Source organism: Lysinibacillus sp. FSL M8-0337 (assembly GCF_038593855.1).
Classification (GTDB): domain Bacteria; phylum Bacillota; class Bacilli; order Bacillales_A; family Planococcaceae; genus Lysinibacillus; species Lysinibacillus sphaericus_D.
This window is the reverse complement of the sequence record NZ_CP151996.1, coordinates 3833714-3859676: the sequence shown is the minus strand read 5'-3', so window position 1 is coordinate 3859676 and position 25963 is coordinate 3833714. Positions and strand designations below refer to the sequence as shown.

Below are 25963 nucleotides of genomic sequence, written 5' to 3'. Positions count from 1 at the left end.
AATGGTCCCGTGGTGTAGCGGTTAACATGCCTGCCTGTCACGCAGGAGATCGCCGGTTCGATCCCGGTCGGGACCGCCATTTTTAAAATAATAAACATGGGTCAGTAGCTCAGTTGGTAGAGCATTAGATTGAAGCTCTAAGTGTCGGCGGTTCGATTCCGTCCTGACCCATCATGTTTTTTTGCCGGTTTAGCTCAGCAGGTAGAGCAACTGACTTGTAATCAGTAGGTCGTGGGTTCGATTCCTATAGCCGGCACCATGTTTTCCCGGAGGGGTAGCGAAGTGGCTAAACGCGGCGGACTGTAAATCCGCTCCTTAGGGTTCGGCGGTTCGAATCCGTCCCCCTCCACCAGTTTTTTTATAGGGGCATAGTTCAACGGTAGAATAGAGGTCTCCAAAACCTTTGGTGTGGGTTCGATTCCTACTGCCCCTGCCAATTAATTTTATGGCGATTGTGGCGAAGTGGTTAACGCACCGGATTGTGGTTCCGGCATTCGTGGGTTCGATTCCCATCAGTCGCCCCATTTACTATAAAATTAAAATATAACTATAAAGCAATGGCGATTGTGGCGAAGTGGTTAACGCACCGGATTGTGGTTCCGGCATTCGTGGGTTCGATTCCCATCAGTCGCCCCATTGTTGGGGTATAGCCAAGCGGTAAGGCAACGGATTTTGATTCCGTCATGCCTAGGTTCGAATCCTAGTACCCCAGCCATTTATGCGGAAGTAGTTCAGTGGTAGAACACCACCTTGCCAAGGTGGGGGTCGCGAGTTCGAACCTCGTCTTCCGCTCCAATAATATGGCGGCATAGCCAAGTGGTAAGGCACAGGTCTGCAACACCTTTATCACCGGTTCAAATCCGGTTGCCGCCTCCATATTTTTTTCTTAATCGGATACTCCGATTTTTTTTATCTCTAAAGTATTATGCCGGTGTGGCGGAATTGGCAGACGCGCACGACTCAAAATCGTGTTCCTTTGGAGTGTCGGTTCGACCCCGACCACCGGTATCATCACGTACATATACGTTACGTTTAGTAAGATTAGAAAGCTCACAAACCTTGATAGAACAGGGTTTGTGAGCTTTTTACATTTCTTGGGTTACGATAGGAAACGATAAGAATCGAAATCTTTTTACACACATTTTACACACAGGCAGGTTCATTTTACACAAGTTTTTACACAAGCTGCAATCCGAGAAAATGTGATCGATAAAGGAGAGCAAACTAAAAAAGCTCATGTTTGAAAAATAAACATGGGCTTTTTAATTGGATTTAATAAAAGAGGATAATTGTATGTTTGATTCGGCAGCATAGCATGCCTCTGCCTTATGAATAGACCGAACAAAGGAATGTAAGCGCAAATGACGCAAAGAGACATGGGAGATACGTCGTCATAAGTATCACAAAGATTCATTGTGCATAGGGGTACTGGTGAATACGTTTAGAACCAAGAAAATAGTAATACAAACCAAAGCGATGGTTTGTATTACTAATGTTAGTATGCTTCACCTTTTAAAATTATTGAACGCGAGCAAATCCAAATCCTGAAGCGTAGTCATCACCTATAGCAGCTCCATAACCACCTTTAATATCTACTGATTGTGCTCTCGCTTGTAAGTTAGAACGTAGTTGCGTGTTAGACAATGACGGATTTTCAGCCCAAATTTTTGCTGCTAAACCAGAGACATGAGGAGTAGCCATTGATGTGCCGCTAATTGTATTATAACCGCCATTATACCATGTAGAATAAACGGATGAGCCAGGAGCTGAGATTTCAATATCACCTTCCTGGATTACATAATCTCCAGCTGTAGATATATAACCACGTGAAGAGTAATCAGCTACACGATAAGTCCCATTTTGTTGTACATTTTCTAAAGCTGCAACGGCGATTGCATTTGGTAATGCCCCCGGATAACCAATTGTTCCTTGCGCATAGCCTGAATTACCAGCTGCAGCTACTATTAGAACTCCTTTACTGTATGCGTAATTGACAGCACTTGAAATGAGGCTATTATTCGCTGAAGAACCTAGAGACATACTAATAATAGTTTTGGTACCAGTAGCTGTTGCTTGATCTGCTGCATGTCGAATAGCAGCAGCAATATCATCTGAGTATCCAGAGCCGCTATCTAATAACACTTTGTAAGCCCAAAGATCAGCATTTGGAGCTACACCGTAAACGCCTGCTTGATCGCTTCCACCATCAGCTAAGGCCGTACCAGCAACATGTGTACCATGTCCGTTTCTGTCTGTACAGCTGTTGTTAATGGGTGTTGTCGCACCTGTAAAGTCTTTACATTGCTCTACGTTATTGACAAGGTCAGGATGAGAAGTATTTACACCCGTATCGAGTACAGCAATATTAATGTCACTTCCTCCAGTTGTCGATGTTAAAGTATCATTGTTATAAATTGCTTTAATTCCCCAAGGTATTTGTTGAGAAGCTCTTAAAGAAGTTACCAAATCCAGGGTTTCATTTTCTACCATACTATCGTCTTCCAAACCTATCGTATCTAATGTAACGATAGGAACTTTTGTAACTGTGTAATTTTTATTCTTCTGTAATGCTTCGAATTGTTTTTCATTCATATCAGTTGAAAATCCGTTCTCTGTTAATTCCCAACGAACAGAATATTGATTTTTTAATGTTGATTTTTCTGATTTTTTGTTTGTCTCAACATAAACACGGAATTTCTCCTGACCACCGTCGTTTCCTGAGCTATCTTCGCTATCCATCGCTGTTGCGTACACCGGATTTATTACTGATCCTGCAATCAAAAGACTTAGCAACGTACTTTTCACTTTTTTCATTCATTCCAACCCCTTTTCAAATTTAAGTTATAGTACTACAATTTGAATCTACCATAATTTAGGTTTTTTGATTATTGGGAAAATTATGATTATAATAAATGTAAAATATAGTCATTCGATACGGGAGGTTATGAAAATGAAGATAGGTTCATTAATTAAGTACTATCGTACAAAGCTAGGAATGACACAGAATTCAGTGGCGATGGGGATTTGCTCGATTCCTCATTTAAGTAAAATTGAGAATAATAATAAAGAAGCAAATAGCGAGACAATACGTCTACTGCTAGAACGATTAAATATTAGTATTCACGATGTAGAGAATAACGAACAAAATATTATTTGCCTATTAAATGATTTACAAAAACATATAAATTACCTAGAGAATGAGAAAGTAAAAGAGACAATGAGCAAATTAAAAGAATATGAAGAAATAATAGGTTTTACAGAATCTATTTATTTATATGAACTTTATAAGTTACGTTATTATGTGTTTGTTAAAGAGCACAAATTAGCAGACAATCAATTAAGATGGCTAAATGCCCACCGACAAAATTTTTCCCAACATGAAAGGTATTTACATTCATATTATTATGCATTAGTTTTAATTACAAAAGGTAAATATGAGGAAGCAGCTAAAGAACTAACTCAAATACTTCAAATACATCCAGAACTAGGGTCACTAGAAGGAGAGTTTTACTATCATTTCGCTTTAATAAAAGGGCGGTTAGAAGAACCAAGCCAAGCAATTATTTATGGGAAAAAAGCTCTTCAATTCTATAAGGACCAATTTAATTTTAAGAGAATTGTTTTTACATTAATGTCTCTGGCACTCAATTACTCTCGAGGAAAAGTGTTTCACGAAGCAATCGAAATCTATGAACATTTAGTGAGAAATGCGGAGCTATTACAGCAACAGCAGCTATTACCTGCTATATATCACAATTTGGGGGATTTGTACCAAATGAGATGGGAATATGAAAATGCATTAATTTACTTTGAAAAAAGCGCTTCTTTAATGTCAAAGAACTGTGATCATTATCTGCTTTGCTTATATAATTTAGGTGTTACACAATTTCGCTTAGAACAAACGGAAAAAAGTATAAAAACCTTTACTATTCTAAAGGAAGAAGCAAAAAATAAGAAAAAATTAAGTTTTAATTTATTTGCTACTTTTTATTTATATTTGCTAGGAGAAGAAAAAAAGAAAGCAATGGATTTTTTAGAAGGGAGGTTAATTCCATTTACAGCAGATAATGAAGAATTAAAAGAAATGCACCAACAATTTTCTAATTTATTGGGAGAGTATTATCGACAAGAAAAGCAGTTTGAGAAAGCTATGCAATTTATTGAAATCTAAAGGAGAGTGTGAATATGAAGAAAAATGTTGGATTATCAATCTTAATACTGAGTGCTGCAGTAATAATTATATCTGTTCCAATTCATCCACCGGTTTTATAAAAGGCAAGAGTGGTAGAAGGTAGTAGCTCTATCTTATGATTGAGGAACAGTGTTTTTTAAACTCGAAATGTGAGGCACTTCGCAACTGAAAAATTGCCATTTTATTGGATAAGATAAACGTAGCAGCATGTACTTTGTAGGCTTTATATTGAGCCTCAGTGGGTATAATTCTCGTATTAAAGACGTAGCAACCGGGATTAAACGCCAATTGCCTTAGGGCCAAAAAATTGCATATGTATTAAGGGTTCTCATTAATTTGAGAACTCTTTTTTGTTTTATAAGGAATCGTCTTATTACAAGAGGTAGTTAAACATCAAGGGGATTATAAGAATTAAACGCAACTCACATTTAAATGGTATAAAAAATTACAAGAAATTACTAAGTGCATAAAGCTAGCTAGAACATAGCTAGTTAGCGGATATTGCAAATCCATATTTTATCATTTTACTCCAAAACAAGAATTTAGTTTTTATGGTACAATATATTTTAAATGTTTATTTAGGTATATTATGTATAAAAAGAGATATTTCTACTAACTGCTTGTGGAAGTAGTGAGAGTAGTTCTGCTAAGGCAAATGGGGAATGGCGTTGATGAAGTAAATAATCTCTCTTACTAATAAGGGAAGCTAGAGTGATAATTTGCTAGGCTTTGATTTATATAAAAACTACAAAACTTAATAGATCTATCAACACCCCTTGCAACGTATTGCAGGGGCATTTTGCTTTAGAAGAGCTATGTACGCAATTAGAAGTGTAAATATATGATGACTTGGGTATATGGACACTAATGCAATGCAACTCTTCAAAACAGCTTTTAGTTAATATTTATTTTACTTGATGAATAGGATAACAAAGATGGAAGTAAATATAGGGGGAAAAGTATGAAAAAAATAAGTAAGATTTTGATTGTAGTTTTAATTTTAGGGATACTCCAGATTCAGCCTGTTTATGCAGCTAGTTTTAAAGATGTATCATCAGACAATACGTTAAGTACGGAAATAGATTATTTAGTAGAGCGGGGGATTATTAAAGGGTATCCTAATGGTACTTTTAAGCCAAATGAATATGTCACAAGGGCACAGGTAGCTGTTATGATATCACGTGCGTTAGCCTTAAAAACAACGAATGTAAAAAATCCGAAGTATCAAGATGTACCGACATCTCATATTTACTATAAGGAGATTGCTGCGACACAAAATGCTGGAATATTTGATGCAACTAAAAAGTTTAATCCAAACGGCACGTTGACGAGAGCAGATATGGCTATTGTTTTGCAACGAGCTTTTAAATTAAAGGGAACGACGAGCCCATATTATTTTACAGATGTTACAGAAAAGACACCGGGCTATAAAGAAATTTTAGCGGTAGCGAACAATAATATTACGAGCGGTTATCAAGATGGCTCATTTAAACCAAAATTGCCATTAACAAGAGCCCATTTTTCAGCATTCGTAGCTCGTGCATTAACTCTTTCAAATCCCAATTTATTAAAGGATCCTGCCTATACCTATACCTATACTTATGCCTATTATTCACCTGATGATGGTCTAAGATATACATTAAATTATCAATATAGTCATAATGATAATAAAAATGATGTTTGGACAATTACGAATATGACTAATAATAAGCCGTTTTATGATGAATTATTATATTATGATGGCTCAGTATATGCGCAAGCAATCGCTCAGGAGTATAGCTCACATTACGATTTTTATATAGGGCTACCACTAAGAATTGGCGTGATAGTTCATGAAGACGATGAACGTCCTGTAAACGGCAATCGCATTACCGTCCAAACGACGGATGGAACAGTTCGAGCAGGTGGTGTTAACTATAAAAATGTAGCAATATTAGAAGAAAGCTTTAAATATATTGATGTAGTGAAGACGTATTATTTTGTAGATGGTATTGGCTTAGTTAAGGAACTTCACAATGGGGAAGTTGTTTATGAGTTACTAAAACGAACAGCAAATTAAAGATTGAAAAGGATGCATTGAAAAATGCATCCTTTTTTAAGTAAGCGATATATGAAAAAAACGTTTAAGCGCTTGTAGCCATTCTTTATCGGTCTGTGTTGTATAAGTTGTTAATGATTGCCCTTCGTATATACGAAATTCATTATTGAACATCGTATGTCGACCAGTAGGGGTGCGAATCATGGCGATTTTATTCTTTTGTTGAGAAAGACGTGGTGCAAAATTGGCATCGTTCCCGTTATCCGTGAAATTGTACAGTAGGCGCCAATTGTGTGATGTTTGCTCATACAGCATCCAACCGTATGTGTCATGCCATTCAATTTTGTAAAGCTCATTGCCTTCGCGATGTTCGTGATGTGCAATTAAAGGCACTGGTTTACACGGAGCTAAAGCACCTACACCTACGTCCGAGATATAAGCTATGCCGTCAAATTGAACGAGGAGTAGCTGATGCATGGGAACTTCTTCAATCGGTGTACTATCATCCGTATTACGCCAAAATTGCGCATAGCGATTTGTTACAGAAAAACCGAGTTCTCGAAGTAGCCAACTATATAAAATGTTAAGTTCAAAGCAATTGCCTCCGCGTTGTTGAACAATAATTTTTTGAAAAATATCCGGGATAGCAAAGGAAATGTCACGTTTCAAAGCAACATCTAAATTTTCATAGGGAATGGTATGTAGATGTTTCGTTTGTAATTGACCAAGTAGCTTGATAGACGGCTCTAAAGATCCTTGAAATTGAATGAATTTTAAATATTGTTGAATTTGAGCATTCATAAAATCGCCTCACTTCCTTACTAATTAACATAACCGAAATAGCACTAGAATACACGTGAAAAATAGAGAAAGAAAATAATAGAAATAGAGCTAAATAACTTGTAAAATTAATATATTCACTACTAGTTCGTAATGAATTTCCCATTTTTAGTTAAAAATAACGTTTCTAAAGGTAGGTATATAAATGAAGAATGAAATAAAATGGATTGAAGTAAATTCATATGATGAAATGAGTAACGTAGCTGCACATATTTTTACTGAGCAACTACAAGCAAAACCAGCTAGCATACTAGGGCTTGCAACAGGGGGTTCACCAGTTGGGATGTATAAGGAATTAGTTAAGCGTCAACAAGCTGGTGATATTTCTTTCAAGGAAGTTACAACATTTAATCTAGATGAATATGTGGGCTTAGAACAAAATAGCCCAGCAAGCTACTGGACGTTCATGCATGAAAATTTATTTACTCATGTGGATATTAACGAAGAAAAGATACATTTACCAAACGGCAAGGCAACAGATTTAGAAGCCGAGTGTGTGGCATATGATGCGCAAATTGCCGAAGCAGGTGGGATTGATTTACAGTTGCTTGGAATAGGGGTAAATGGACATATAGGTTTTAATGAGCCTGGTACATCATTTGATTCACTGACAAACATTGTAGAGCTTACAGAATCAACACGAACTGAAAATGCTATTTATTTTGACAATCCAGAAGCTGTGCCTACTCATGCTATTACAATGGGTATTCAATCTATCATGAATGCAAGGGCGATTGTGCTCATCGCATTTGGTGAAAAAAAATTAGAAGCCATTGAAAAATTAAAAGGTGGAGAAGTGACTGAAGCTTTTCCAGCTAGCAGATTATTAAATCATCCAAATGTAACGATTATTTACGGCGGTACAAAATAAAAGAAACAAGCGTAGACTCCTTTTTTGAAGTCTACGCTTATTTTATTTTTTACTTGATAATAGGACACCTGCTACGACGGCAAGTCCTCCGATAATTTGAAAAATATGTAGTTGCTCATCTAAAAAAAGCACGGCAAAAATAGAGGCAAAGACCGGAATAAAGTTTAAATAAATACCTGCTTTATTCGCGCCAAGTTGTACGACCCCATGATTCCAGCATAGAAATGCTACAATAGAAGCAAAAATACCTACATATAGAATAGCGGCAATCGTTGACCAGTGCCAGTGTATAGCGTTGGTCATTGTTGTGATTTCGTATAGGTAAAATGGCAAGAGCATGACAGCACCAATAAAGATTGTGACAAGAAATGTTGACTGTCCTGGTAAACGACCCGCGTAATGTTTTACAAGAAGTGAATAAATACTCCAACAGAAAACGGCGACGACAACAATTAAGTCCCCTTTATTGAACGTAAAATCGACTAAGCTTGCAAACGAACCTCCTGAAATAATAAAAAGGACACCGCTAAGTGATAGTGCAGTTCCAAGAATTTGGAATGACGAGAGTTTTTCCTTCAAAAATATAAAGGATAGTATGTAAATCATAATGGGTGTCGAAGAATTCATCAATGATGCATTGATAGAAGTTGTATAGTGGAGAGCAATATAGACGAGCGTATTAAAAGCTGCCACACCAGTAAAGGCTAGTATAAGGACAATTTTCCAATGTTCTTTGAGCATGTGCCACTCACGTTTTACGCTGCGATAAGCAATCGGTAAAAATACGATAAAGGCGACACACCAACGAAGAAAAGCCAATGTAAAGGGTGGGATATTGCCACTCACGGCTCGGCCAATGACAAAATTACCACCCCATAGAACGGTAGCAAGTAATAATAACGCATATGGTGGGATTTTCATGAAGCGATAACTCCTTTTAATTTAAAATACTAATGTCAATTATAGGCATTAAGGGAGTGAATAATCAATGCTACATATATCCATATGCTAGAATGAGAGAAAGAATAGGAGGAAGTAAAGTGATAAGTACAGTAGCGCATTTAAAAAAAGGGGATACAGTTGGCATTGTATGTTTGTCCAGCCTTGTTGAGCCAGAGAAATTAGGAAATGCTTTAGCCTTTTTAGATGAGCTGGGTCTCCGCTATAAAATAGGGGATACGATAACGGCAAAACATGACTATTTAGCAGGTAGTGATAACGTAAGACTTGCGGACTTTCATGCTATGGTTCAAGATCCTGACGTGAAGGCCATCTTTTGCGTAAAGGGTGGCTATGGCTCTGCTCGTATTGCTGGAAAGATTGATTATGAGTTGCTAGCGGAAAATCCAAAAATTTTCTGGGGCTTTTCTGATCTTACCTATTTGCATTGTGCTATTAATGAGTATGCAAATATCGTGACGTTTCATGGGCCGATGCTAATGGCTGCCAATAGCATGGATGAGTTATCGAAAAAAATGTTTTTACAGCTGTTTTCTCCGATTGAAATACAGTATACAGAGGCTATATCCCCATTAAATGTAGTTGCCCCTGGCTTTGCACGTGGACCAATTATTGGTGGTAATTTACGTCGAATAGTCAGCACTTTAGGCACAAAATTTGAGGTTCGGACTGAAGGCAGAATTTTATTAATAGAAGATATTGCAGAGACAATTCCACGTATTGATTCGATGTTGCAACAGTTAAAACAAGCTAGAAAGCTGGAACAATTAGCGGGGGTAGTAATTGGCTCCTTTACAGAAACAGGAGCAAGTGATGAGGCTCTTCTAGTGTTAATGCAAGAATATTTTGGTGATTTAGAAATACCTGTTGTAGCTGGTTTTAAAATAGGGCATGAAACGACGAATATTGCCATCCCATTAGGGGTCGATGCCATTTTAGATGCACAAGAAAAAGTGCTTCGAATTTTACCAGGCGTCTATTAAGTGTTTGAATTGTTCGAATTGTGAGGGTGACTGGCACTCGAGCAATATGAAAGCCGCAACTCTCGCTACACGCGATTTGTTGCGGCTACTTTTTTGTGCGTAAAATTTTGTGGGTGACTGGCACTCCTTAGTAAGGTTCGGCATCGTGGCCTTTATCGACTGCGTCTTTTGGTGCATTATCACCGTTAATGTTACCAAGAGGCTTTGCAGACGAAGCGTTTTGCTGTGCCTTTTGTAAACCTTCTTTTAGTAAGCGTCCATATTCCTCATCTGCTTCAGCAGCCAATGCAATCATCGCCTCTTGGATAGCTGTATTACATGCGGATAAATCCCGAATTAAATTTGCTAGTAATTCGTCACGTTCCCATTGTTCAAAATTACGATAAGTTTCACCAGCTTGCTTCGTATTACTTTGGCGATCAATGGATTCGCGCACTAAATTGCCTTCAATATATGGTGTGTATTCTTTCGCCGTTTGGGTAGCTTCTTTTAAACCATTTAACATTGATGGCTCATAGTTAATATGTGGATTTTGTCCTGGTGCTAAATCTCGTTTATACATCATTTGCCCACCGCTTTGGTTGGTCGCTACTCGTTTCTTCGGAGCATTGATTGGTAATTGTAAATAGTTGGCACCCACTCGATGACGTTGCGTATCAGAATAAGAGAAAGTACGCCCTTGGAGCATTTTATCGTCTGAGAAATCCAACCCATCAACGAGGACACCTGTGCCGAAAGTCGCTTGTTCTACCTCGGCAAAATAGTCTTCAGGGTTTTTATTTAATACCATTTTTCCGACTGGATACCAAGGGAATTTGTCATTCGGCCATAGCTTCGTATCATCCAGTGGGTCAAAATCAAGCTCTGGATGAGGGCCATCCTCCATTATTTGTACATTTAACTCCCATTCAGGATAATCTCCACGTTTAATAGCGTCGTATAAGTCTTGTGTGGCATGGTTGAAATTTTTTTGTTGAATTTCTTCTGCTTCTTTTTGTGTTAAGTTTTTAATGCCTTGTAATGGCTCCCAATGGTACTTCACAAGGACTGCTTTGCCCTCACTATTTACCCATTTATACGTATTGACTCCAGAACCTTGCATCATGCGATAGTTGGCAGGAATGCCCCAAGGTGAATAAATAAAAGTGACCATATGGAAGGATTCAGGAGAACTTGCACAGAAATCAAAGAAGCGCTCGACGTCTTGAATATTTGTAATAGGATCTGGCTTAAAAGCATGAATCATATCTGGAAATTTCATGGCATCACGGATAAAGAAGATTTTTAAATTGTTGCCAACTAAATCCCAGTTTCCGTCTTCTGTATAAAACTTGACAGCAAAGCCGCGCGGATCACGTAATGTTTCCGGCGAATGTCCACCATGAATAACCGTAGAGAAGCGGACGAAAACAGGCGTTTGTTTGCCTTTATTCTGAAATACTTTTGCTCTTGTATAGTTAGAAATAGGCTCATCGCCAACAACTCCATATGTTTCGAAGTAGCCATGTGCTCCAGCACCACGAGCATGCACAACACGTTCAGGAACTCTCTCTCGGTCAAAATGACTTATTTTTTCAAGGAAATCATAGTTTTCAAGAGTTGCTGGCCCTCGATTGCTGACTGTTCGTAAATTTTGATTGTTGGTAACTGGGTGACCTTGGCGATTGGTTAATGTATCATCTTTTTCATGAGAATGGTTCATGACTATTGCTCCTTCCAATTGTACTAAACAAAGTTTGTCCAATTGATTGGCATAATAGACATAAAAAAACTCTCTTACACACAAGGTGTAAGAGAGTTTCGGATGGCGATTTCCAATTCATCTGATTGAGTTTTTTCATGCCATTGCCAATAGTTGGTGATAGGTCATCGGTCATAAAGTAACTGGTCACATGTCATTGGTTGATCTAAGTTTTAAGTCTACATTAAAGTAGTTTTGAAAACAGCACATCCGACTCGGTTTGGAGTCTCACCGCCCCGAGTTTAGAAATAGCGAGAATCGTCAAATTGTATTTCAACGCTATAGTTTTTGGCATTAATCAAATTAGAGAGCTTATGTGCATCTTTTTCTAGTTGAAGCGAACGTTCACGGTATGCATCTGGCTCGAACATGGCAATTTCATATAACATCGTACCTTCACCATAGCCCATACGTACAGTTTCTTTTTCATGTGTGCCCAAGTGTTTACAAAGTTCAGCTTCAGCGCGAAGTTGTGAAGCCAGTTCAATTGCCTCTACAAGTGCAAGTTGCTCGCCTTTAAAGTCTACTTTGTTCTGAATATTCGCCTCATAGACAAGGCGATCTAATGTGCGTATATCAAGGCGTACTTGCGCTAGCTCACTTTCAATAACAGCCATTGCGCGATTACTCGTTTTAGGAGCTTGTCCTTTTTCAACAGTGACAAAAGAACTGCGATGTAATTCATTAATAAGTTCTTGAACCTTCTTAGCTAAAATACTTTTTAGTTTAACTGCTTCTGCAAGATTAATCATGAAAACACTTCCTTTATAGTGTAGTAGATGGTGTTGCATTCGTTAAAAGGGCAATTTGATAGTCTCCACCATGAATTTGGTTGAACATTTTTCCCGCAGAGGCAAGAAGCTTTTGTGCATCCACAGTTGCAAGGGAAGGGCGAAGATAGAAAATATGGAGCGCTTCAGTTGTTGCTTCGGAGACAGCTGTACGTTGTGAATCAACGAATGGTGAACCAAAAGGCCCTTCCTCGTCTCGACTAAACAGAATATGATTGAGCGTATTGAAGCGCCCATTTAAACCTTCATAGCCTGTTTCCTCATTGCCAAGTGCAATTTCGATGTTTCCTTTTAGGTGAGCTATATCATAAATACCAACTGGAATTTCGTATTGTAGGGAGAAAAAATTATTTAAATCAACACCAGAATGCAACGGTGTTAAATAGTTTTGCTTACTCACTCGACGCATTAAGCTTTCTGCCGAGTGACGATAACGGTTCGGATCAGCGCCAAGTTGTTTCCAAAGTTGTCGCCATTCTGCAATACCTTCACGTTCGGTTACAGGTTGATCTTGCATTTCTAAATAGAGGTTTTCCTGATATAATTGCAGGCGACCTTTAATCATTTGGGGCGATTCTGCTACGACAATTTTGGTATAATTAATAATGCCGATTTTCAGCTCTGGAAGTTGCGTTAACAACGATGGATTAAGTGAGACTTCCATAAAAAATCACCTACTTTATTTGTTTTTATTATTATATCATGTAAGGAGTTGGAAATAAAATGAACATACATGACCTACAACGAGAGTTTGTGGCGTATGCAATGTCCATTGGCGTTGATAAGATTGGCTTCACAACGGCAGCTCCCTTTACAGAATTAAAAAATAGACTGCGTCGCCAGCAGGAGCTTGGTTTCCAATCAGGTTTTGAAGAGAGCGATATTGAAAAACGTACGGAGCCACTTCAATTATTAGAAGGTGCGGAAAGTATTGTTGCGATAGCCGTCGCATACCCTTCAAAGATGAAGGACGCACCTGCTGGTAAAAAGGGGGCTCGACGTGGGATATTTTGCAGAGCTTCTTGGGGCGTCGATTACCATACAGCATTACGACAGCGTATAGCATTATTAAAAGCTTGGCTGGAGGAACGAGTGAGCAATGTACGGATTGAATCAATGGTTGATACAGGTGCGCTTGTAGATAGGGCGGTGGCGGAGCGTGCAGGTATTGGCTGGAGCGGGAAAAACTGCTCGATTATAACACCGGAGTTTGGTTCATATGTTTATTTGGGCGAGTTAGTGACAAATATCCCATTTGCACCGGACAAGCCAATGGAGGACGAGTGTGGGGAGTGCCGTTTATGTTTGGATGTTTGTCCAACAGGTGCGTTAATCGAAGGGGGACAACTTAATTCACAGCGTTGTATCGCCTTTTTAACGCAAACGAAAGGTTACCTCCCGGATGAATTCCGCTCACATATAGGAAACCGGCTATATGGCTGTGATACTTGTCAAACAGTCTGTCCAAAAAATAAAGGCAAAATCAATTGGATACATGAGGAATTTAAACCCGATCCAGAGCTTGCAAAACCCTTACTAACACCACTTTTAACGATTTCTAATCGAGAATTTAAAGCAAAGTTTGGTCATGTTTCAGGCTCATGGCGAGGAAAAAAACCAATTCAACGCAATGCTATATTAGCGCTAGCGCATTTTAAAGAGGACGCAGCAGTACCTGATTTAATTGAGCTTCTCGAAAAAGATGAGCGACCAGTTATTCGAGGGACAGCGGCGTGGGCATTGGGGAAGATTGGTGGAGAGCAGGCGGAAAATGCTTTACTCGCTGCGCAGGATCAAGAACAAGATGAGGAAGTCCTCGTGGAAATAAACAAAGGTTTACAATTTTTTAGCTAAGGAAGTGTTTCGTTATGCCATTGCATATCGTTTTATATCAACCAGAAATACCAGCAAATACAGGCAATATTGCACGTACTTGTGCTGGTACGAATACCTCACTCCATTTAATACGGCCGCTTGGCTTTTCAACCGACGATAAAATGCTAAAACGTGCTGGCTTGGATTATTGGCATAGTGTTAACGTGGTGTACCACGATTCCCTTGAGGATTTTTTAGAAGTATCAAAAAATGGGGATGTCTATTTAATTGAAACGTATAGTGAAGAACCGTTTACTACGCATGATTTTAGTGATAAGGATCGGGATATTTACTTTATGTTTGGAAAAGAAACGACAGGCTTGCCAAAGGATTTTGCCTATGAGCGTAAAGAAATGTGTTTACGCATTCCACAAAGTGAACATGTGCGTTCACTAAATTTATCGAATACAGCCGCAATTGTTATTTACGAGGCTTTACGACAACAGGGCTACCCAGGGTTACACTAATAAAAAGCGAGAAAAAAAGCGTTCGATTGTTTCGAACGCTTTTTGTTATGTCGCAGATGCCCGTTTTGCATGGAAATTGTGTTAGTGCCTGGCACCACTTTTATTTTTTTAGTGCTTTATTGACTGCGGGCATAATATGAGTGCCAAGTAGCTCAATAGATTTCGCTACCTGCTTGAATGGTACTGCGCCAATATCAAGCTGTGCCATAAAACGTGAATGACCGAATATTTCATGCTGCATTAATATTTTTTCAATAATTTCATTTGGACTACCAACAAATAGCGCATTTTGACCAGCTGTCATATTGTCAAAGCCTTCTTTAGATAAATGATAGCGCATACCACGTTGTGCATTAACATAGTGCCAATAATTTGAGTAATGTGGATAAAATTCATCCTTAGCCTGTGCTAAATTTTCAGCAAAGTATGCGTGCCCTGAAACAGTGATTTTTGCTTTATTCTCATCGTGTCCTGCTGTGAGCAATGCTTCGCGGTAAATATCAACCAAATGTTTGAAACGTCTTGGATCCCCACCTAAAATGGCTAAGTTTAGGCCAACGCCATAACGACCCGCTCGACTAGCACTTTCAGGCGTTCCACCCACACCGATATGAATGGGGATTTCACGACTAGCACGTGGTGCAATGTCAGCATGTTGAAGCGGTTTGCGATAGCTGCCACTCCACGTTACACGCTCTTCTCGGTTTAACTTTAACAGTAAGGCTAAATGTTCCTCAAATAGTGCATCATAATCATCTACATCATAACCAAACAAAGGGAACGATTCGATAAATGCACCTCGTCCAGCAACAATTTCTGCACGACCATTTGACAGTAAATCCAGTGTTGCGAAATCTTCGTATAAGCGCACTGGATCGACCGTGCTAAGTACAGTCGTCGTACTTATTAATTGAATGTTTTTTGTCCGCTGGGAAAGTGCAGATAATACCACTGGTACGGCTGAAATAGCATAATCTAAACGATGATGTTCACCCACACCAAATACGTGAAGACCGGCTTCATCTGCTAGCTGTCCGTATTGCATTACTTCATCGAGGCGTTCTTTAGCAGTTGGCATATAGCCATTCACCGGATTTTGTCCGATATCTGCCAATGTGTAAATACCAAATTCCATACGATAGCCTCCTTAAAATTTCAGCAAAATAACATTCCCGGCAGGATCTTCTGTTTGGAAACCACCCTCTATATCAGTAACAGGCGCACCTAATTGTCGCAAGTTTGCTTTTAATGTATTTGCCTGCTCTTCATTATCTAGACGCAGTGTAAAAGATTTTAGACCAATTTGATTTTCCCCAAGTTTTGGTGCACCTTCAGAATACCAAGTATTTAAACCGATATGATGGTGATAACGGCCAGTAGAAATAAATAATGCTTGCTCACCATAACGAGTGACAATGTCAAAGCCTAAGCCCTTTGTATAGAACGTTTCGGCTGCAACTAAGCTTGAAACCGATAAATGAATATGCCCCATAACCGTATTAGCAGGTAAACCATGCCATTGTCCATCATCTTCTGCCAATATAGAAGGAATATTAAGCGGCTCAGTTACCATATGCACTTGGTCTGAGCGCCAAGTCCAGTCACTTTCAGGACGATCTACATAAATTTCAATACCATTTTCATCTGGATCACGTAAATAAAGTGCTTCACTTACATCGTGATCAGAGGCACCAAAGTAAACGCCTGATTGACGGAAATGAGTAATGATATTTGCTAAATCACGGCGTGTAGGTAATAGTAGTGCAAAGTGATAAAGTCCACTTGTTGAGCTCGTTTTTTGTTCAATTGTTTCCAGTTGAACAATTGTAAGCAATGCTGTTTTACCGTCAGCAGTTAATGTAGCTCGATTCGCTTCTTGCTGTAAAACTTTAAAGCCAATAATGTCTTGATAGTATATTAAAGATTGTTGTAAATCACTTACTTTAACTTCAACATTTGTGACATATGTGTTCGGTTGTTCATGAAAATGCATGATAGTATTCCTCCAATACTTTAGTTATCATTAATTATCAAGTTACTTAATGTAAGTAAGTATATTTTATAAAGTGATGGAAGTCAAGTAGTTAAATTGATCGAAAAAAAAGAAGTAACCGCAATGGCTACTTCTTTAAAATAAGAAAATCACTAAGTATTAAAATATACTTAGTGATTTTCTTGGAGTATTATTTGTCCGCTTTGTAGTCGCCTTCGTACCCAGCAGTGAAAATAGCAGCTAGGAAAGCAACAGTTACACCAATAATTAATAATAACTTCATGGAAGAACCCTCCTCATGTTTATAAGCAATCTCTTTTTAGTATAGCCTATCTATTATAAAAATGAAACGACCTTGCTGAATAAAATATGTCAGAAATGGTTCAGACTTTAATATTTCGGGAAAACTATAACAGAGGTGATAAAAATGGAAAAGAAGGCTCCTAATATAGAAAACGGGACAATGGCTAGAAATTTTAAAGAGTTGCAAGATCTAGGCAAACAAATGGAGCATTTGCGAGATGGTCTTGAACTTGCCGAGGATGAACGCATTGCAGACCCAATTCAAGTAGATGATGAACCCGAAGACAAACAATAGGTAGAAGATCAAAGGAAATACCTGCTTGAGTAGGGGGATTACCCGCGGGATAGAGGTAAAGCCCCGCGATTGAGGTGAGATACCCGCGGAATGAGAGAGAATACCCGCGAAGCAGAGGTAAATACCCGCGGAAAGGGAGAGAATACCCGCGAAATAGAGGTAAATACCCGCGGAAAAGGAGAGAATACCCGCGAAGCAGGAGTAAATCCCACTGAATGAGAATAATCCTTGCGCACGCAGAAAGAATTCTACAACAGAAACGAATGGTATTATTTTTAATCCAATTTTTTGTATAATGAAACTAGGAAAAGAAAGGGGCTGATGTTTTTGAATATACAATCAACAAAAACGTTAACAAATGGTATTGAAATGCCTCGCTTTGGTCTAGGCGTATACAAAATGACGGAACGCGATGAAACGCTACAGGCGATTGATAAGGCATTGAAAGTGGGTTATCGTGCAATTGATACTGCTTCGTTATATGGTAATGAGGTAGAAGTGGGTGAGGCGATTCGTTACTCAGGCATTAAGCGCGAGGATATTTTTGTCACAACAAAGGTTTGGAATACGGACCAAGGTTATGATGCAACGCTGCGTGCCTTTGAAGTGTCACTAAAAAAATTAAATATGGATTATTTAGATTTATATTTAACGCATTGGGCAGTGCCTGAAACATTTGAAGAAACATACAGAGCTATTGAGCGTTTGTATGATGAGAAGTTAATACGAGCAACAGGTGTGTCGAATCACCATGAACATCATTTGCAAAAATTATTATCAAAAGCCAATATCGCGCCAATGGTCAATCAGGTTGAATTACATCCATACTTACAACAAGAGGCATTAAAGGCATTTTGTGCAGAGCATGGAATTGCAGTCACAGCATGGTCACCACTAGGGCGTGGGGGTGTGCTTGATAATCCTACTATTCTTGAAATCGCTCAAGAAATAGGGAAGACAGCGGCTCAAGTCGTACTTCGTTGGCATTTGCAAAAAGATACATTGATTATTCCGAAATCTGTAACAGCCAGTCGTATTGAGGAAAATGCACAAATATACGATTTTGAATTAACGCAGGCTCAGATGGATCAAATGACAACATTAAATCGTGATCATCGTTTTGGTCAAGATCCAGATAATTTCAAATTTAATTTTTAACTATAGAAAATCCCGCTATCAAACTAGTTGAAGCGGGATTTTGTTCATGTTATTTCGATTCTTTTACATAAGGGATGTAGTTTGATAGCATTTTTGCCATATGCGCACGTGTCGCATTGTTACTTGGCATGAATTTGCCATTTGAACCGCTAGCAATCTTTAAATCTTGCAAAAGTGCGATAGCATTTTGTGTTTCTTTATTGTATTTAGAAATATCGCTGAAACCAGCAGTTAAACCAGTTTTTGCATCATGTTGTAAGTTATAGGCACGTGCAAACATTAATGCAAGTTGAGAGCGCGTTACTTTTGCAGTAGGGTTGAACTTGCCATTTTGACCTTGTACAATGCCAGCTTCTGCAAGTGCTGTAATCTCTTTTTGAGTCGCTGCTTCTAAACTAGTAATATCAGAGAATGTTGTTGTACCTTTTGCTTCTAGTTTTAAGACACGCGCAATAAATGATGCAGCTTGTGCACGAGTTAAGTTAGCATTTGGCGAATAGGTTGTTGCCGATGTACCTTGTGTTAAATCACGATAGTAAAGATCACGCACGTAACCTTCTGTTTCAGAACCTTTAGCAATATCCGTAAATGGAATTGTTGCGATAATGCGTCCTTCCACTTTAGCGTCTACTGTTTTAAGTGAATTTAAGTGATCGATGAACATTTCAAAGTCTACTGTACCAGGTTCACTTACACGGCCGTCTGCATAAGCTTTTGCAAGTGTTTCATAGCCATCGCCACCTTTAGCAGTGAACGTATTTGTTGCACCTTTATAGTAAGCTGCTTTATCAAGTTCTTTACCGTTTAATTTAATAGATTGAACACGTTTGCCAGCAGGTGCTTTTCCATCAAACTCTACTTGTAGACCAGAGAAATGTAGGAAGCCACCTGATTCTTTCGGGAACTCTTTTACGCTATGTTCAGCAATTTTATAGAGTTCAGCACCTGTTAATTTTACGATACCAAGTGCATTACCGAAAGGCATTACCGTCATTACTTCACCAACAGTGATATCTCCCGCGTCAATGCTCGCACGGATACCGCCACCATTTTGGAATGCGAATTGTACTTCTGGGTCAATTTTTTTAGCGCCAGCAAGCATACCGTCCGTAATAACGTTACCTAGATTCGTTTCACCAGCACGAACACCCCAAAGTCCACGTTTACCATTACCATCAAGTACTGATACTGCTGTATTGCCTGTGGATTGTTCTTTAACTGCTGCAATTTTTTCAGTATAAGGCGCTAATAGTTTAGTTGTATCAGCATCTTCGGCAACAGGATTTTCTTTATTATTTAAAGCATGTAATTGGCCGAAGTATTCAACAACAGCTCCGTTATCATCAAAAGTTAAATCAAGCTCACCTAAGTTTTCGCTAAATTGTCCTGTTTGTACAATAATTGTTGGATTTTTAAATGAAGTATCTGCTTTCACAGCTTTATCTAGTTTTGTATGTGTATGTCCACCTACAATAACGTCGATACCTTCTACTGCTGATGCCAGTAGTTTATCATTATCCCAATCAGCAGAATCGTCATAGCCTATATGAGTAAGGGCAATAATTTTATTGACACCTTGTTTTTCAAATTCAGCTACTGCTTTTTTTGCAGAGTCGATATAGTTTGCAAATTGTACGTTTGCTACGCTTGAAATAGATGGTGTTTCCTCTGTCGTTAAACCGAAAATACCAACTTTTTCACCGTCAACATCTTTAATTATGCCGTTATAGATTTTACCGTTTTGGAAGTCTTTTGTTACTGTTTGGAATTGTAAGCCATCAAATAATGGGTCTTTTGAGAAGTCGAGGTTGCCTCCAAGTAATGGGAATTCAGCACCTTTAACAAATTTTGCAAGAGCAGCATGACCTTCTGGGCTTGACCCTAAATCGAACTCATGGTTACCAAAAGTCATCGCATCGTAACCCATTAGGTTCATTAACTTCATTTCTACTTCTCCAGTAAATTCGTTGAAGTAAAGCGTACCAGTTAATGCGTCACCTGCATCTAATAGAAGTGAATTTGGATTTGCTGCACGTAACTCTTTAATTTTTGTTGTACGTTGCGGAGCATATTCAGCGTGCGAATGTGTATCATTAGAATGTAAAATTGTTAAATTAAAGCCTTCCTTTGTAGCAGCTGGTGCTGTTTCTGCTGCATGTGCCGCAAAGCCTGGTGAAGCTAGCAAACTGGCAGCTAGAGTTGTTGCTGCAATACTTTTAACCCATTTCATATAATGAATTCCTCCCTCATGTATATGTCAGATGACTGACAATTTACTCTATTCTAACATGAAAGAAATTCATCGTCATTACCAATATTGGAAAAATAAATATTAAAATTATTGTAAAAAATAGGTGAAGTAATTATTAATTCATAAATTCATATTTTAATTTGAAATAAATATTAAAAATGGATATTTTTATTTTTGGAATTTTTCCATAAAAAAATAGCACAAACCTTGAGCAGGTTTGTACTACGATGAGGTTGCTATGATTCGTCTTTCACTAAAATGAGCTTATTTAAAAATGGGTGTTCAAATTCTAATTGGATAGCATGTAGTTCATAGTCACCACTTGCCGTTTCACGTGCACCGTACATTGTATCGCCAATAATAGGATGACCGATATGCGCCAAATGTACACGAATTTGATGTGTACGACCTGTTTCTAGGACAAGATGGACAACACAAGAATGTTTATAGCGTGCTACAACTTCATAGTGTGTGACGGCACGTTGACCTGTATTTGACACGACGCGTCGTGTTGGGTGATGACGATCTTTCCCAATAGATTCAGCAATCGTACCAGATGTGGAGCGAAGATTGCCTTGTACCTCGGCAGCATACGTACGAATAATCGTCTTTTCTTCAATCATCCGATCAAAAATGGATTTGGCTAGAGGATGTTTTGCAACTAATAATAAACCTTCAGTGCCCTTATCTAGACGATGCACATGCTCTGCATAGTGAAGGCCTTGCTCTTTCATATGAGCCATTACATGGTTCATACAAGTATGTGTATCGTAGTCATCATTTGGATGGGTGGACATACCCTTTGGTTTAGAGACAATTAAACAGTGATCATCTTCATAAACAACGTCAATTGCACAAACAGGTGTTGGTTTATAGTTAGAAGCTGGGATTGGGAATGTAAATTTTAACATGGTTCCTGCTGGAAGTGGCTCCTTCCAAAGTAAGGGCTCACCATCTATTGTTGTGACAGCCTTTGCCATACGTAATTCATGTACTAGCTTTTTTCCCAGTCGCCAATGATTTCGCAAAAGCTCCTCAACTGTGATATTACTGTCTTTTATTTCATATTGAAACATCGATTTTCCTCCGTGGAATAGGGTCTATTTAGATACCCTTGTTTTTGATACAAAAAAATCCGCTCCATTTCCGCAGGTGATTCACACGAAACAAATGTTAAAGCCGCTAGATAATCTAGCTTGAATCGCAGTCCCGCAGGCATAGCGCGAATTTTCTTATGTTGTTCTGTCTTTCAAACAATATACTTACATGAAAGAGAGCTTTACGCATTAAGTTGGATTACTTTGCAGCTTTAGAAGCCTTTAGTAAATAGAAGCTAGCTCCTGCAATTAAAATAAATGCAGTTAGGGCCAAAAACGGGATTGTAATGAACCCAAGCCAGTTTATGTATTGACCTGTACAAGATACGGCACCACAAGATGGGGCAGATGCAGCTAAAAAGCTTAGTTTCTGAATACCATAATGATAAAGTGATACTGTACCTCCCATTATAGCAAAGACGGCTGTTGTTACCGCAATACGTGTATTTTTTTGAATAAGGGCTATAGTAGTCATGATTACAATTGGATACATAAATATACGTTGAATCCAACACATTTTACAAGGCTCGTAATGACGAATTTCAGAAAAATATAAAGAACCGAGTGTTGCAACGACGGACACTATCCAAATAAATAATAAACTATTTTCCTCTTTTTTAGACATATCAAAACTCCCTTTATTATAACGCTGTACTTGTTAAGATTATATGTGTTTTGAATTTAGAAGTAAAATGTTTCAATTATAACCAGCCAAAACGCTCATATCATTCCGAAATCCGTTGGAAATTCAGTCTAAAGTATGAATGGCTTAGGCAGACACCTGCGACTTGGAAATGTTATCATTATTAGAAGTAATGCCAATAAAAAGAGGTGTTTTTGTGAGAGAGAACGAGCACTCCAATATTAGTATTTTAAAGGAAATTGCTGAATTATTGAACGAAGAAACAGAAATCGTCACAACACTAAAAGGCGCACTAGTAAAGTTTTTAAATGGCACCAATTTCGAAACAGGCTGGATATTCTTTATTGACGAAAAGGGACGATCAGAGCTCGTTGTCCATGAAAATTTGCCCGAGGCACTTGAATATAAAAATTGTCACTATTTAAAAAAGGGTGGTTGTTGGTGTGTCTCCCGCTATCGCAATGAAGAGTTAAAAAAGGCTTCGAACATTATTGAATGTCAACGTATTGAAAGTGCAATTGCTGCGAATGTTGGCGATCACGATGGTATCACACATCATGCAACAGTACCTCTTCAATCGGGGCAGGAACGTTTTGGTGTCTTGAATGTAGCATCCAAAAATACGGTGCGTTTTTCAGAGGAGGAGCTCGCTTTACTTGAATCAGTTGCCTTTCAAATGGGCTCGGCTATTAAACGGATATTATTGACCAAACAGGAGCAGGAAATGGCACTTGTGAAAGAACGTAACCGATTAGCACGTGACTTACATGATTCTGTCAACCAGCTATTATTTTCCGTGACATTAACGGCGAGGGCTGGCATTGAAATGAGCAACGATAGTGAAGTAAAGGAAACGTTTAAGGAAATTCAACATTTAACACAAGATGCTTTAACTGAAATGCGTGCACTAATATGGCAGCTACGACCAAAAGGCTTGGAAAATGGGTTACTAGAAGCGATAAAAGTGTATGCAGAAATGCTTGGCTTAAAGCTTCATGTTACCGTATCAGGCGTACTGCAATTTCCATCTCGTATTGAAGAAACATTATTTCGTGTGGCACAAGAGGCACTTAATAATGTCCGTCGCCATGCTGGAGTACTTGAGGTGGCACTTTATATTACTGTCACAGCTACGGATATATTATTAGTTATTCGTGATGAGGGACGAGGCTTTGTGATTGATCATAATACGAAGCTTCTATCCATGGGCTTACAATCGATAAAGGATCGGGCTAAATCGGTAGGAGGTACTGCTGACTGGGTAAGCGAAATTGGCAAGGGAACGGAACTGCTAATTCGTTTACCGTATTGAGGGGGGAACGAAAATGATTCGTGTACTAATTGCAGATGACCATCATGTAGTCCGACGAGGATTATTATTTTTTTTAAAGACACAGAAAGATATTGAAGTGGTAGGGGAAGCGAAAAATGGTGTGGAAGCGGTCGCACTTGCTGAAAGTATACAGCCGGATATTATCTTAATGGATTTAGTAATGCCAGAAATGGATGGTATTCAAGCAACGAAACGTATAAAAGCTAAGTTTCCACAAATCGAAATTTTAATGTTGACGAGTTTTTCTGACCGTGATCATGTTGTACCAGCTATGGAAGCTGGAGCAGCAGGCTATCAGCTAAAGGATATTGAGCCCGATGAATTAGTATTATCAATTCGTCGCATTATGCAAGGGGAACATACTTTGCACCCTGAAGCAACATCGACGCTTGAAATGGATCGACAACAATCAGAAAATGCACTACATGTCTTAAATCCACTAACCCCGCGTGAGCAAGATGTACTTGCTGAACTGACGAAGGGAAAAAGCAATCGAGAAATTGCATCATCTTTATTCGTTACGGAAAAAACAGTGAAAACACATATTTCAAATATTTTTACAAAACTACAAGTACAAGATCGGACGCAGGCTGCGCTTTATGCAGTAAAGCATGGATTGACAGAGGGCAGTGGTCAGTAGAATAACCAGAAATGGGACAAAAGCGAAAAAGTGTTAGATTGCCGTTAATCAATCTAACACTTTTTGCTATGTGCATTTTGCAAAGAGTCACCATGTCGTTCATATAAGTTTATTGATTATGACTAAATAATTTGTTCGACATTTCTTGCAATGTAGTACTAGGTGTAAGGGCCAAGTCTTCATTTAATTTTTGTTCGTAGGTTAAAAAAACAGAGTGAGCCTGTTTTTGCATTCCTGCATCAATCAACAGTTGTAAGTATTGTTCGATTTTATAATCATTATAAGGGTCGAACTCTAATAAGCGATTCAGATAATCTATGGCCACTTCTGTTTCATTCATTATGCTAATTTGAAAGCCTTTTTCCAATAACTCTATGTAGGATTTAGTTAGCTTATCTCTGTCTGCAGTAGCCCATTCATAATCATCAAAAATGAGTAGCCCATCTTTATAGATGGTAAGGCATTGATTGATTAATGACAGAGGGGGGCAATCTAACTTCTTGAAATCACTAAAATAATCTTGGAAGTCATATAAATCACACATAATATTCGGTTTTTCAAAAACATAATACTTATTTGAAAATATAATACAATTGGAATAACCCAAATTATTTAACGTTTTTCTTAAATAGGATAAGGCTGTATGCAAATTCGATTTTGCGCGAACATAATCTAAATTTGGCCAAAGAATTTCAATGAGAACATCCCGATGAATGGGCATGTTTGGATGTAATATGAAATAAGCAAATAATTCCTTTGTTTTTTCTGTTTTAAAGGAAACGAGACTATTGTTGCTATAGGTAGCGAATTGATTAAAACATTGGACGTTTAACGTAGTATTAGAAGTTTGATGTACCAACTGTTGCATAGAAAATTCATGTTCAATACGTGATACGGTTTTTTCTAATCGTGCTAGGCTAATCGGTTTAAGTAAATAATCAAGTCCTCCAATTTCATATGCTTGTATGGCAAAATCTGAATACGAAGTAATAAAGATAACAATTACATGTGGTCGATTGCTTTTGATAATATCAGCAACTTCAAGCCCATTCAGTTCATCAAGCTTTATTTCTAAAAATATGACTTCAAAGTCCAGTGATGGAAGGCTATTTAAAAATAGCTTTACACTAGTGAAGGTTTTAGTAACCTCTATTTGTTGAAAGTTTTGTAGCTTATTTTGAAAATAGTGTAAAGCTAGAGGTTCTTTGTCTATTAAAACGGCTCGAATCACATCAAAATCTCCTTTATACAATTAAATTGAAAACCATTAAACTCTAGTTCATTGTTTTTGAAAAGGTCTCCCCTTATATAGAGGATAGAAGTTTTTTATGTACTGTTAAGAGAATTGAAATAATTGTATAAGCGTTTATAATTAAACTATTTTGAAAAAATAAAAATATAATAGTTAAACTAGAAATTTGATTGAAGGGTTAAAGTTTGTTTTTTTTCTTATTTTATAAAACCTTTTTAATGCTTGTATTATGTAATAGCC

At 38.1% G+C, this 25963-nt stretch carries 22 protein-coding genes and 11 tRNA genes; 21 read left to right on the top strand and 12 right to left on the bottom strand.

Annotated features, from left to right (window positions below; all coding sequences use genetic code 11):
* Window positions 1–3: 3 nt before the first annotated feature.
* The 11 genes from MKY08_RS18850 (at window position 4) to MKY08_RS18800 (ending at window position 1008) form a co-directional block, all read left to right on the top strand.
* A tRNA-Asp gene (locus MKY08_RS18850) sits at window positions 4–79 on the top strand.
* Between the two features lie 19 nt (window positions 80–98).
* Window positions 99–171 (top strand) — tRNA-Phe (locus MKY08_RS18845).
* 12 nt (window positions 172–183) lie between these two features.
* Window positions 184–259: transfer RNA gene (locus MKY08_RS18840), tRNA-Thr, on the top strand.
* A 9-nt stretch (window positions 260–268) separates the two neighbouring features.
* Window positions 269–352, top strand: a tRNA-Tyr gene (locus MKY08_RS18835).
* A 10-nt stretch (window positions 353–362) separates the two neighbouring features.
* A tRNA-Trp gene (locus tag MKY08_RS18830) sits at window positions 363–436 on the top strand.
* A 12-nt stretch (window positions 437–448) separates the two neighbouring features.
* A tRNA-His gene (locus tag MKY08_RS18825) sits at window positions 449–524 on the top strand.
* Between the two features lie 36 nt (window positions 525–560).
* Window positions 561–636, top strand: a tRNA-His gene (locus tag MKY08_RS18820).
* A 4-nt stretch (window positions 637–640) separates the two neighbouring features.
* Window positions 641–715: transfer RNA gene (locus tag MKY08_RS18815), tRNA-Gln, on the top strand.
* A gap of 5 nt (window positions 716–720) precedes the next feature.
* Window positions 721–795, top strand: a tRNA-Gly gene (locus MKY08_RS18810).
* A gap of 7 nt (window positions 796–802) precedes the next feature.
* Window positions 803–876 (top strand) — tRNA-Cys (locus MKY08_RS18805).
* A 51-nt stretch (window positions 877–927) separates the two neighbouring features.
* Window positions 928–1008, top strand: a tRNA-Leu gene (locus MKY08_RS18800).
* Between the two features lie 510 nt (window positions 1009–1518).
* Here the strand turns inward: MKY08_RS18800 and MKY08_RS18795 are convergent.
* Window positions 1519–2814 (bottom strand): S8 family peptidase, encoded by a 1296-nt coding sequence (locus tag MKY08_RS18795; protein WP_069514781.1) that lies wholly within the window; start codon window positions 2812–2814, stop codon window positions 1519–1521.
* Between the two features lie 136 nt (window positions 2815–2950).
* Here MKY08_RS18795 and MKY08_RS18790 point away from each other — a divergent pair, with 136 nt between their 5' ends.
* Both MKY08_RS18790 and MKY08_RS18785 read left to right on the top strand, forming a co-directional pair.
* On the top strand, window positions 2951–4171 hold the full coding sequence (locus tag MKY08_RS18790) for a helix-turn-helix domain-containing protein (RefSeq protein ID WP_256093289.1): 1221 nt from the start codon (window positions 2951–2953) through the stop codon (window positions 4169–4171).
* Window positions 4172–5153: 982 nt separating this feature from the next.
* On the top strand, window positions 5154–6251 hold the full coding sequence (locus MKY08_RS18785) for an S-layer homology domain-containing protein (protein WP_069514775.1): 1098 nt from the start codon (window positions 5154–5156) through the stop codon (window positions 6249–6251).
* Between the two features lie 36 nt (window positions 6252–6287).
* On the opposite strand, the gene MKY08_RS18780 is transcribed toward MKY08_RS18785, so the two are convergent.
* Entirely contained in the window at window positions 6288–7031 is a 744-nt protein-coding gene (locus MKY08_RS18780; RefSeq protein WP_069514772.1) for an arylamine N-acetyltransferase, read from the bottom strand.
* A 196-nt stretch (window positions 7032–7227) separates the two neighbouring features.
* On the opposite strand from MKY08_RS18780, the gene nagB reads away from it, so the two are divergent.
* A complete protein-coding gene (gene nagB / locus MKY08_RS18775; RefSeq protein WP_081328075.1) occupies window positions 7228–7941 on the top strand; it encodes a glucosamine-6-phosphate deaminase in 714 nt (237 codons plus the stop codon).
* 42 nt (window positions 7942–7983) lie between these two features.
* On the opposite strand, the gene MKY08_RS18770 is transcribed toward nagB, so the two are convergent.
* Entirely contained in the window at window positions 7984–8862 is an 879-nt protein-coding gene (locus tag MKY08_RS18770; protein ID WP_069514766.1) for a DMT family transporter, read from the bottom strand.
* A 119-nt stretch (window positions 8863–8981) separates the two neighbouring features.
* On the opposite strand from MKY08_RS18770, the gene MKY08_RS18765 reads away from it, so the two are divergent.
* Window positions 8982–9884, top strand: coding sequence for an LD-carboxypeptidase (locus tag MKY08_RS18765; protein ID WP_081328074.1), 903 nt, complete (start codon window positions 8982–8984; stop codon window positions 9882–9884).
* A 127-nt stretch (window positions 9885–10011) separates the two neighbouring features.
* Here the strand turns inward: MKY08_RS18765 and MKY08_RS18760 are convergent, their stop codons facing one another.
* The 3 genes from MKY08_RS18760 to MKY08_RS18750 form a co-directional block, all read right to left on the bottom strand.
* On the bottom strand, window positions 10012–11586 hold the full coding sequence (locus MKY08_RS18760) for a catalase (protein ID WP_069514760.1): 1575 nt from the start codon (window positions 11584–11586) through the stop codon (window positions 10012–10014).
* A 281-nt stretch (window positions 11587–11867) separates the two neighbouring features.
* Window positions 11868–12377 (bottom strand): hypothetical protein, encoded by a 510-nt coding sequence (locus tag MKY08_RS18755; RefSeq protein WP_024362339.1) that lies wholly within the window; start codon window positions 12375–12377, stop codon window positions 11868–11870.
* A 13-nt stretch (window positions 12378–12390) separates the two neighbouring features.
* Entirely contained in the window at window positions 12391–13080 is a 690-nt protein-coding gene (locus tag MKY08_RS18750) for a phenylalanine--tRNA ligase beta subunit-related protein (protein WP_069514758.1), read from the bottom strand.
* 59 nt (window positions 13081–13139) lie between these two features.
* Here MKY08_RS18750 and queG point away from each other — a divergent pair, with 59 nt between their 5' ends.
* Window positions 13140–14270 (top strand): tRNA epoxyqueuosine(34) reductase QueG, encoded by a 1131-nt coding sequence (gene queG, locus MKY08_RS18745; protein ID WP_069514755.1) that lies wholly within the window; start codon window positions 13140–13142, stop codon window positions 14268–14270.
* 14 nt (window positions 14271–14284) lie between these two features.
* Window positions 14285–14758 carry a tRNA (uridine(34)/cytosine(34)/5-carboxymethylaminomethyluridine(34)-2'-O)-methyltransferase TrmL gene (trmL, locus tag MKY08_RS18740; RefSeq protein WP_069514752.1) on the top strand — a complete coding sequence of 158 codons (474 nt, stop codon included), beginning with the start codon at window positions 14285–14287 and terminating at the stop codon, window positions 14756–14758.
* 100 nt (window positions 14759–14858) lie between these two features.
* Here the strand turns inward: trmL and MKY08_RS18735 are convergent, their stop codons facing one another.
* Both MKY08_RS18735 and MKY08_RS18730 read right to left on the bottom strand, forming a co-directional pair.
* Window positions 14859–15893: an LLM class flavin-dependent oxidoreductase gene (locus tag MKY08_RS18735; protein WP_069514749.1), complete on the bottom strand. Its 1035-nt coding sequence runs from the start codon at window positions 15891–15893 to the stop codon at window positions 14859–14861.
* Between the two features lie 12 nt (window positions 15894–15905).
* The gene (locus MKY08_RS18730) at window positions 15906–16751 is read right to left on the bottom strand and encodes a VOC family protein (RefSeq protein ID WP_069514746.1); all 846 of its coding nucleotides are present in this window, start codon (window positions 16749–16751) and stop codon (window positions 15906–15908) included.
* 427 nt (window positions 16752–17178) lie between these two features.
* On the opposite strand from MKY08_RS18730, the gene MKY08_RS18725 reads away from it, so the two are divergent.
* Window positions 17179–17349 carry a hypothetical protein gene (locus tag MKY08_RS18725; RefSeq protein WP_176723252.1) on the top strand — a complete coding sequence of 57 codons (171 nt, stop codon included), beginning with the start codon at window positions 17179–17181 and terminating at the stop codon, window positions 17347–17349.
* Window positions 17350–17676: 327 nt separating this feature from the next.
* On the top strand, window positions 17677–18507 hold the full coding sequence (locus tag MKY08_RS18720; RefSeq protein WP_069514743.1) for an aldo/keto reductase: 831 nt from the start codon (window positions 17677–17679) through the stop codon (window positions 18505–18507).
* Window positions 18508–18556: 49 nt separating this feature from the next.
* Here the strand turns inward: MKY08_RS18720 and MKY08_RS18715 are convergent, their stop codons facing one another.
* From MKY08_RS18715 to MKY08_RS18705, 3 genes are all read right to left on the bottom strand, one after another.
* Entirely contained in the window at window positions 18557–20737 is a 2181-nt protein-coding gene (locus MKY08_RS18715; RefSeq protein ID WP_069514739.1) for a 5'-nucleotidase C-terminal domain-containing protein, read from the bottom strand.
* A gap of 257 nt (window positions 20738–20994) precedes the next feature.
* Window positions 20995–21834 (bottom strand): RluA family pseudouridine synthase, encoded by an 840-nt coding sequence (locus MKY08_RS18710; RefSeq protein ID WP_069514736.1) that lies wholly within the window; start codon window positions 21832–21834, stop codon window positions 20995–20997.
* A 220-nt stretch (window positions 21835–22054) separates the two neighbouring features.
* A complete protein-coding gene (locus tag MKY08_RS18705) occupies window positions 22055–22480 on the bottom strand; it encodes a disulfide oxidoreductase (protein ID WP_069514733.1) in 426 nt (141 codons plus the stop codon).
* A 214-nt stretch (window positions 22481–22694) separates the two neighbouring features.
* Between MKY08_RS18705 and MKY08_RS18700 the strand changes: the two genes are divergently transcribed.
* Both MKY08_RS18700 and MKY08_RS18695 read left to right on the top strand, forming a co-directional pair.
* Window positions 22695–23810 carry a GAF domain-containing sensor histidine kinase gene (locus MKY08_RS18700; RefSeq protein WP_081328073.1) on the top strand — a complete coding sequence of 372 codons (1116 nt, stop codon included), beginning with the start codon at window positions 22695–22697 and terminating at the stop codon, window positions 23808–23810.
* A gap of 13 nt (window positions 23811–23823) precedes the next feature.
* Complete coding sequence (locus MKY08_RS18695) at window positions 23824–24471, top strand: response regulator transcription factor (RefSeq protein WP_024362328.1); 648 nt, start codon at window positions 23824–23826, stop codon at window positions 24469–24471.
* Between the two features lie 109 nt (window positions 24472–24580).
* Here the strand turns inward: MKY08_RS18695 and MKY08_RS18690 are convergent, their stop codons facing one another.
* Entirely contained in the window at window positions 24581–25702 is a 1122-nt protein-coding gene (locus MKY08_RS18690) for a response regulator (RefSeq protein ID WP_069514730.1), read from the bottom strand.
* Window positions 25703–25963: the final 261 nt, after the last annotated feature.

Coding starts and splice junctions, on each gene's coding strand:
- MKY08_RS18750 (WP_069514758.1), bottom strand. CDS start 13,080: ATGGAAGTCTCACTTAATCCATCGTTGTTAACGCAACTTCCAGAGCTG.
- MKY08_RS18710 (WP_069514736.1), bottom strand. CDS start 21,834: ATGTTTCAATATGAAATAAAAGACAGTAATATCACAGTTGAGGAGCTT.
- MKY08_RS18695 (WP_024362328.1), top strand. CDS start 23,824: ATGATTCGTGTACTAATTGCAGATGACCATCATGTAGTCCGACGAGGA.
- queG (WP_069514755.1), top strand. CDS start 13,140: ATGAACATACATGACCTACAACGAGAGTTTGTGGCGTATGCAATGTCC.
- MKY08_RS18730 (WP_069514746.1), bottom strand. CDS start 16,751: ATGCATTTTCATGAACAACCGAACACATATGTCACAAATGTTGAAGTT.
- MKY08_RS18755 (WP_024362339.1), bottom strand. CDS start 12,377: ATGATTAATCTTGCAGAAGCAGTTAAACTAAAAAGTATTTTAGCTAAG.
- MKY08_RS18735 (WP_069514749.1), bottom strand. CDS start 15,893: ATGGAATTTGGTATTTACACATTGGCAGATATCGGACAAAATCCGGTG.
- MKY08_RS18770 (WP_069514766.1), bottom strand. CDS start 8,862: ATGAAAATCCCACCATATGCGTTATTATTACTTGCTACCGTTCTATGG.
- MKY08_RS18780 (WP_069514772.1), bottom strand. CDS start 7,031: ATGAATGCTCAAATTCAACAATATTTAAAATTCATTCAATTTCAAGGA.
- MKY08_RS18705 (WP_069514733.1), bottom strand. CDS start 22,480: ATGTCTAAAAAAGAGGAAAATAGTTTATTATTTATTTGGATAGTGTCC.
- MKY08_RS18760 (WP_069514760.1), bottom strand. CDS start 11,586: ATGAACCATTCTCATGAAAAAGATGATACATTAACCAATCGCCAAGGT.
- MKY08_RS18785 (WP_069514775.1), top strand. CDS start 5,154: ATGAAAAAAATAAGTAAGATTTTGATTGTAGTTTTAATTTTAGGGATA.
- MKY08_RS18725 (WP_176723252.1), top strand. CDS start 17,179: ATGGAAAAGAAGGCTCCTAATATAGAAAACGGGACAATGGCTAGAAAT.
- MKY08_RS18715 (WP_069514739.1), bottom strand. CDS start 20,737: ATGAAATGGGTTAAAAGTATTGCAGCAACAACTCTAGCTGCCAGTTTG.
- MKY08_RS18795 (WP_069514781.1), bottom strand. CDS start 2,814: ATGAAAAAAGTGAAAAGTACGTTGCTAAGTCTTTTGATTGCAGGATCA.
- trmL (WP_069514752.1), top strand. CDS start 14,285: ATGCCATTGCATATCGTTTTATATCAACCAGAAATACCAGCAAATACA.
- MKY08_RS18790 (WP_256093289.1), top strand. CDS start 2,951: ATGAAGATAGGTTCATTAATTAAGTACTATCGTACAAAGCTAGGAATG.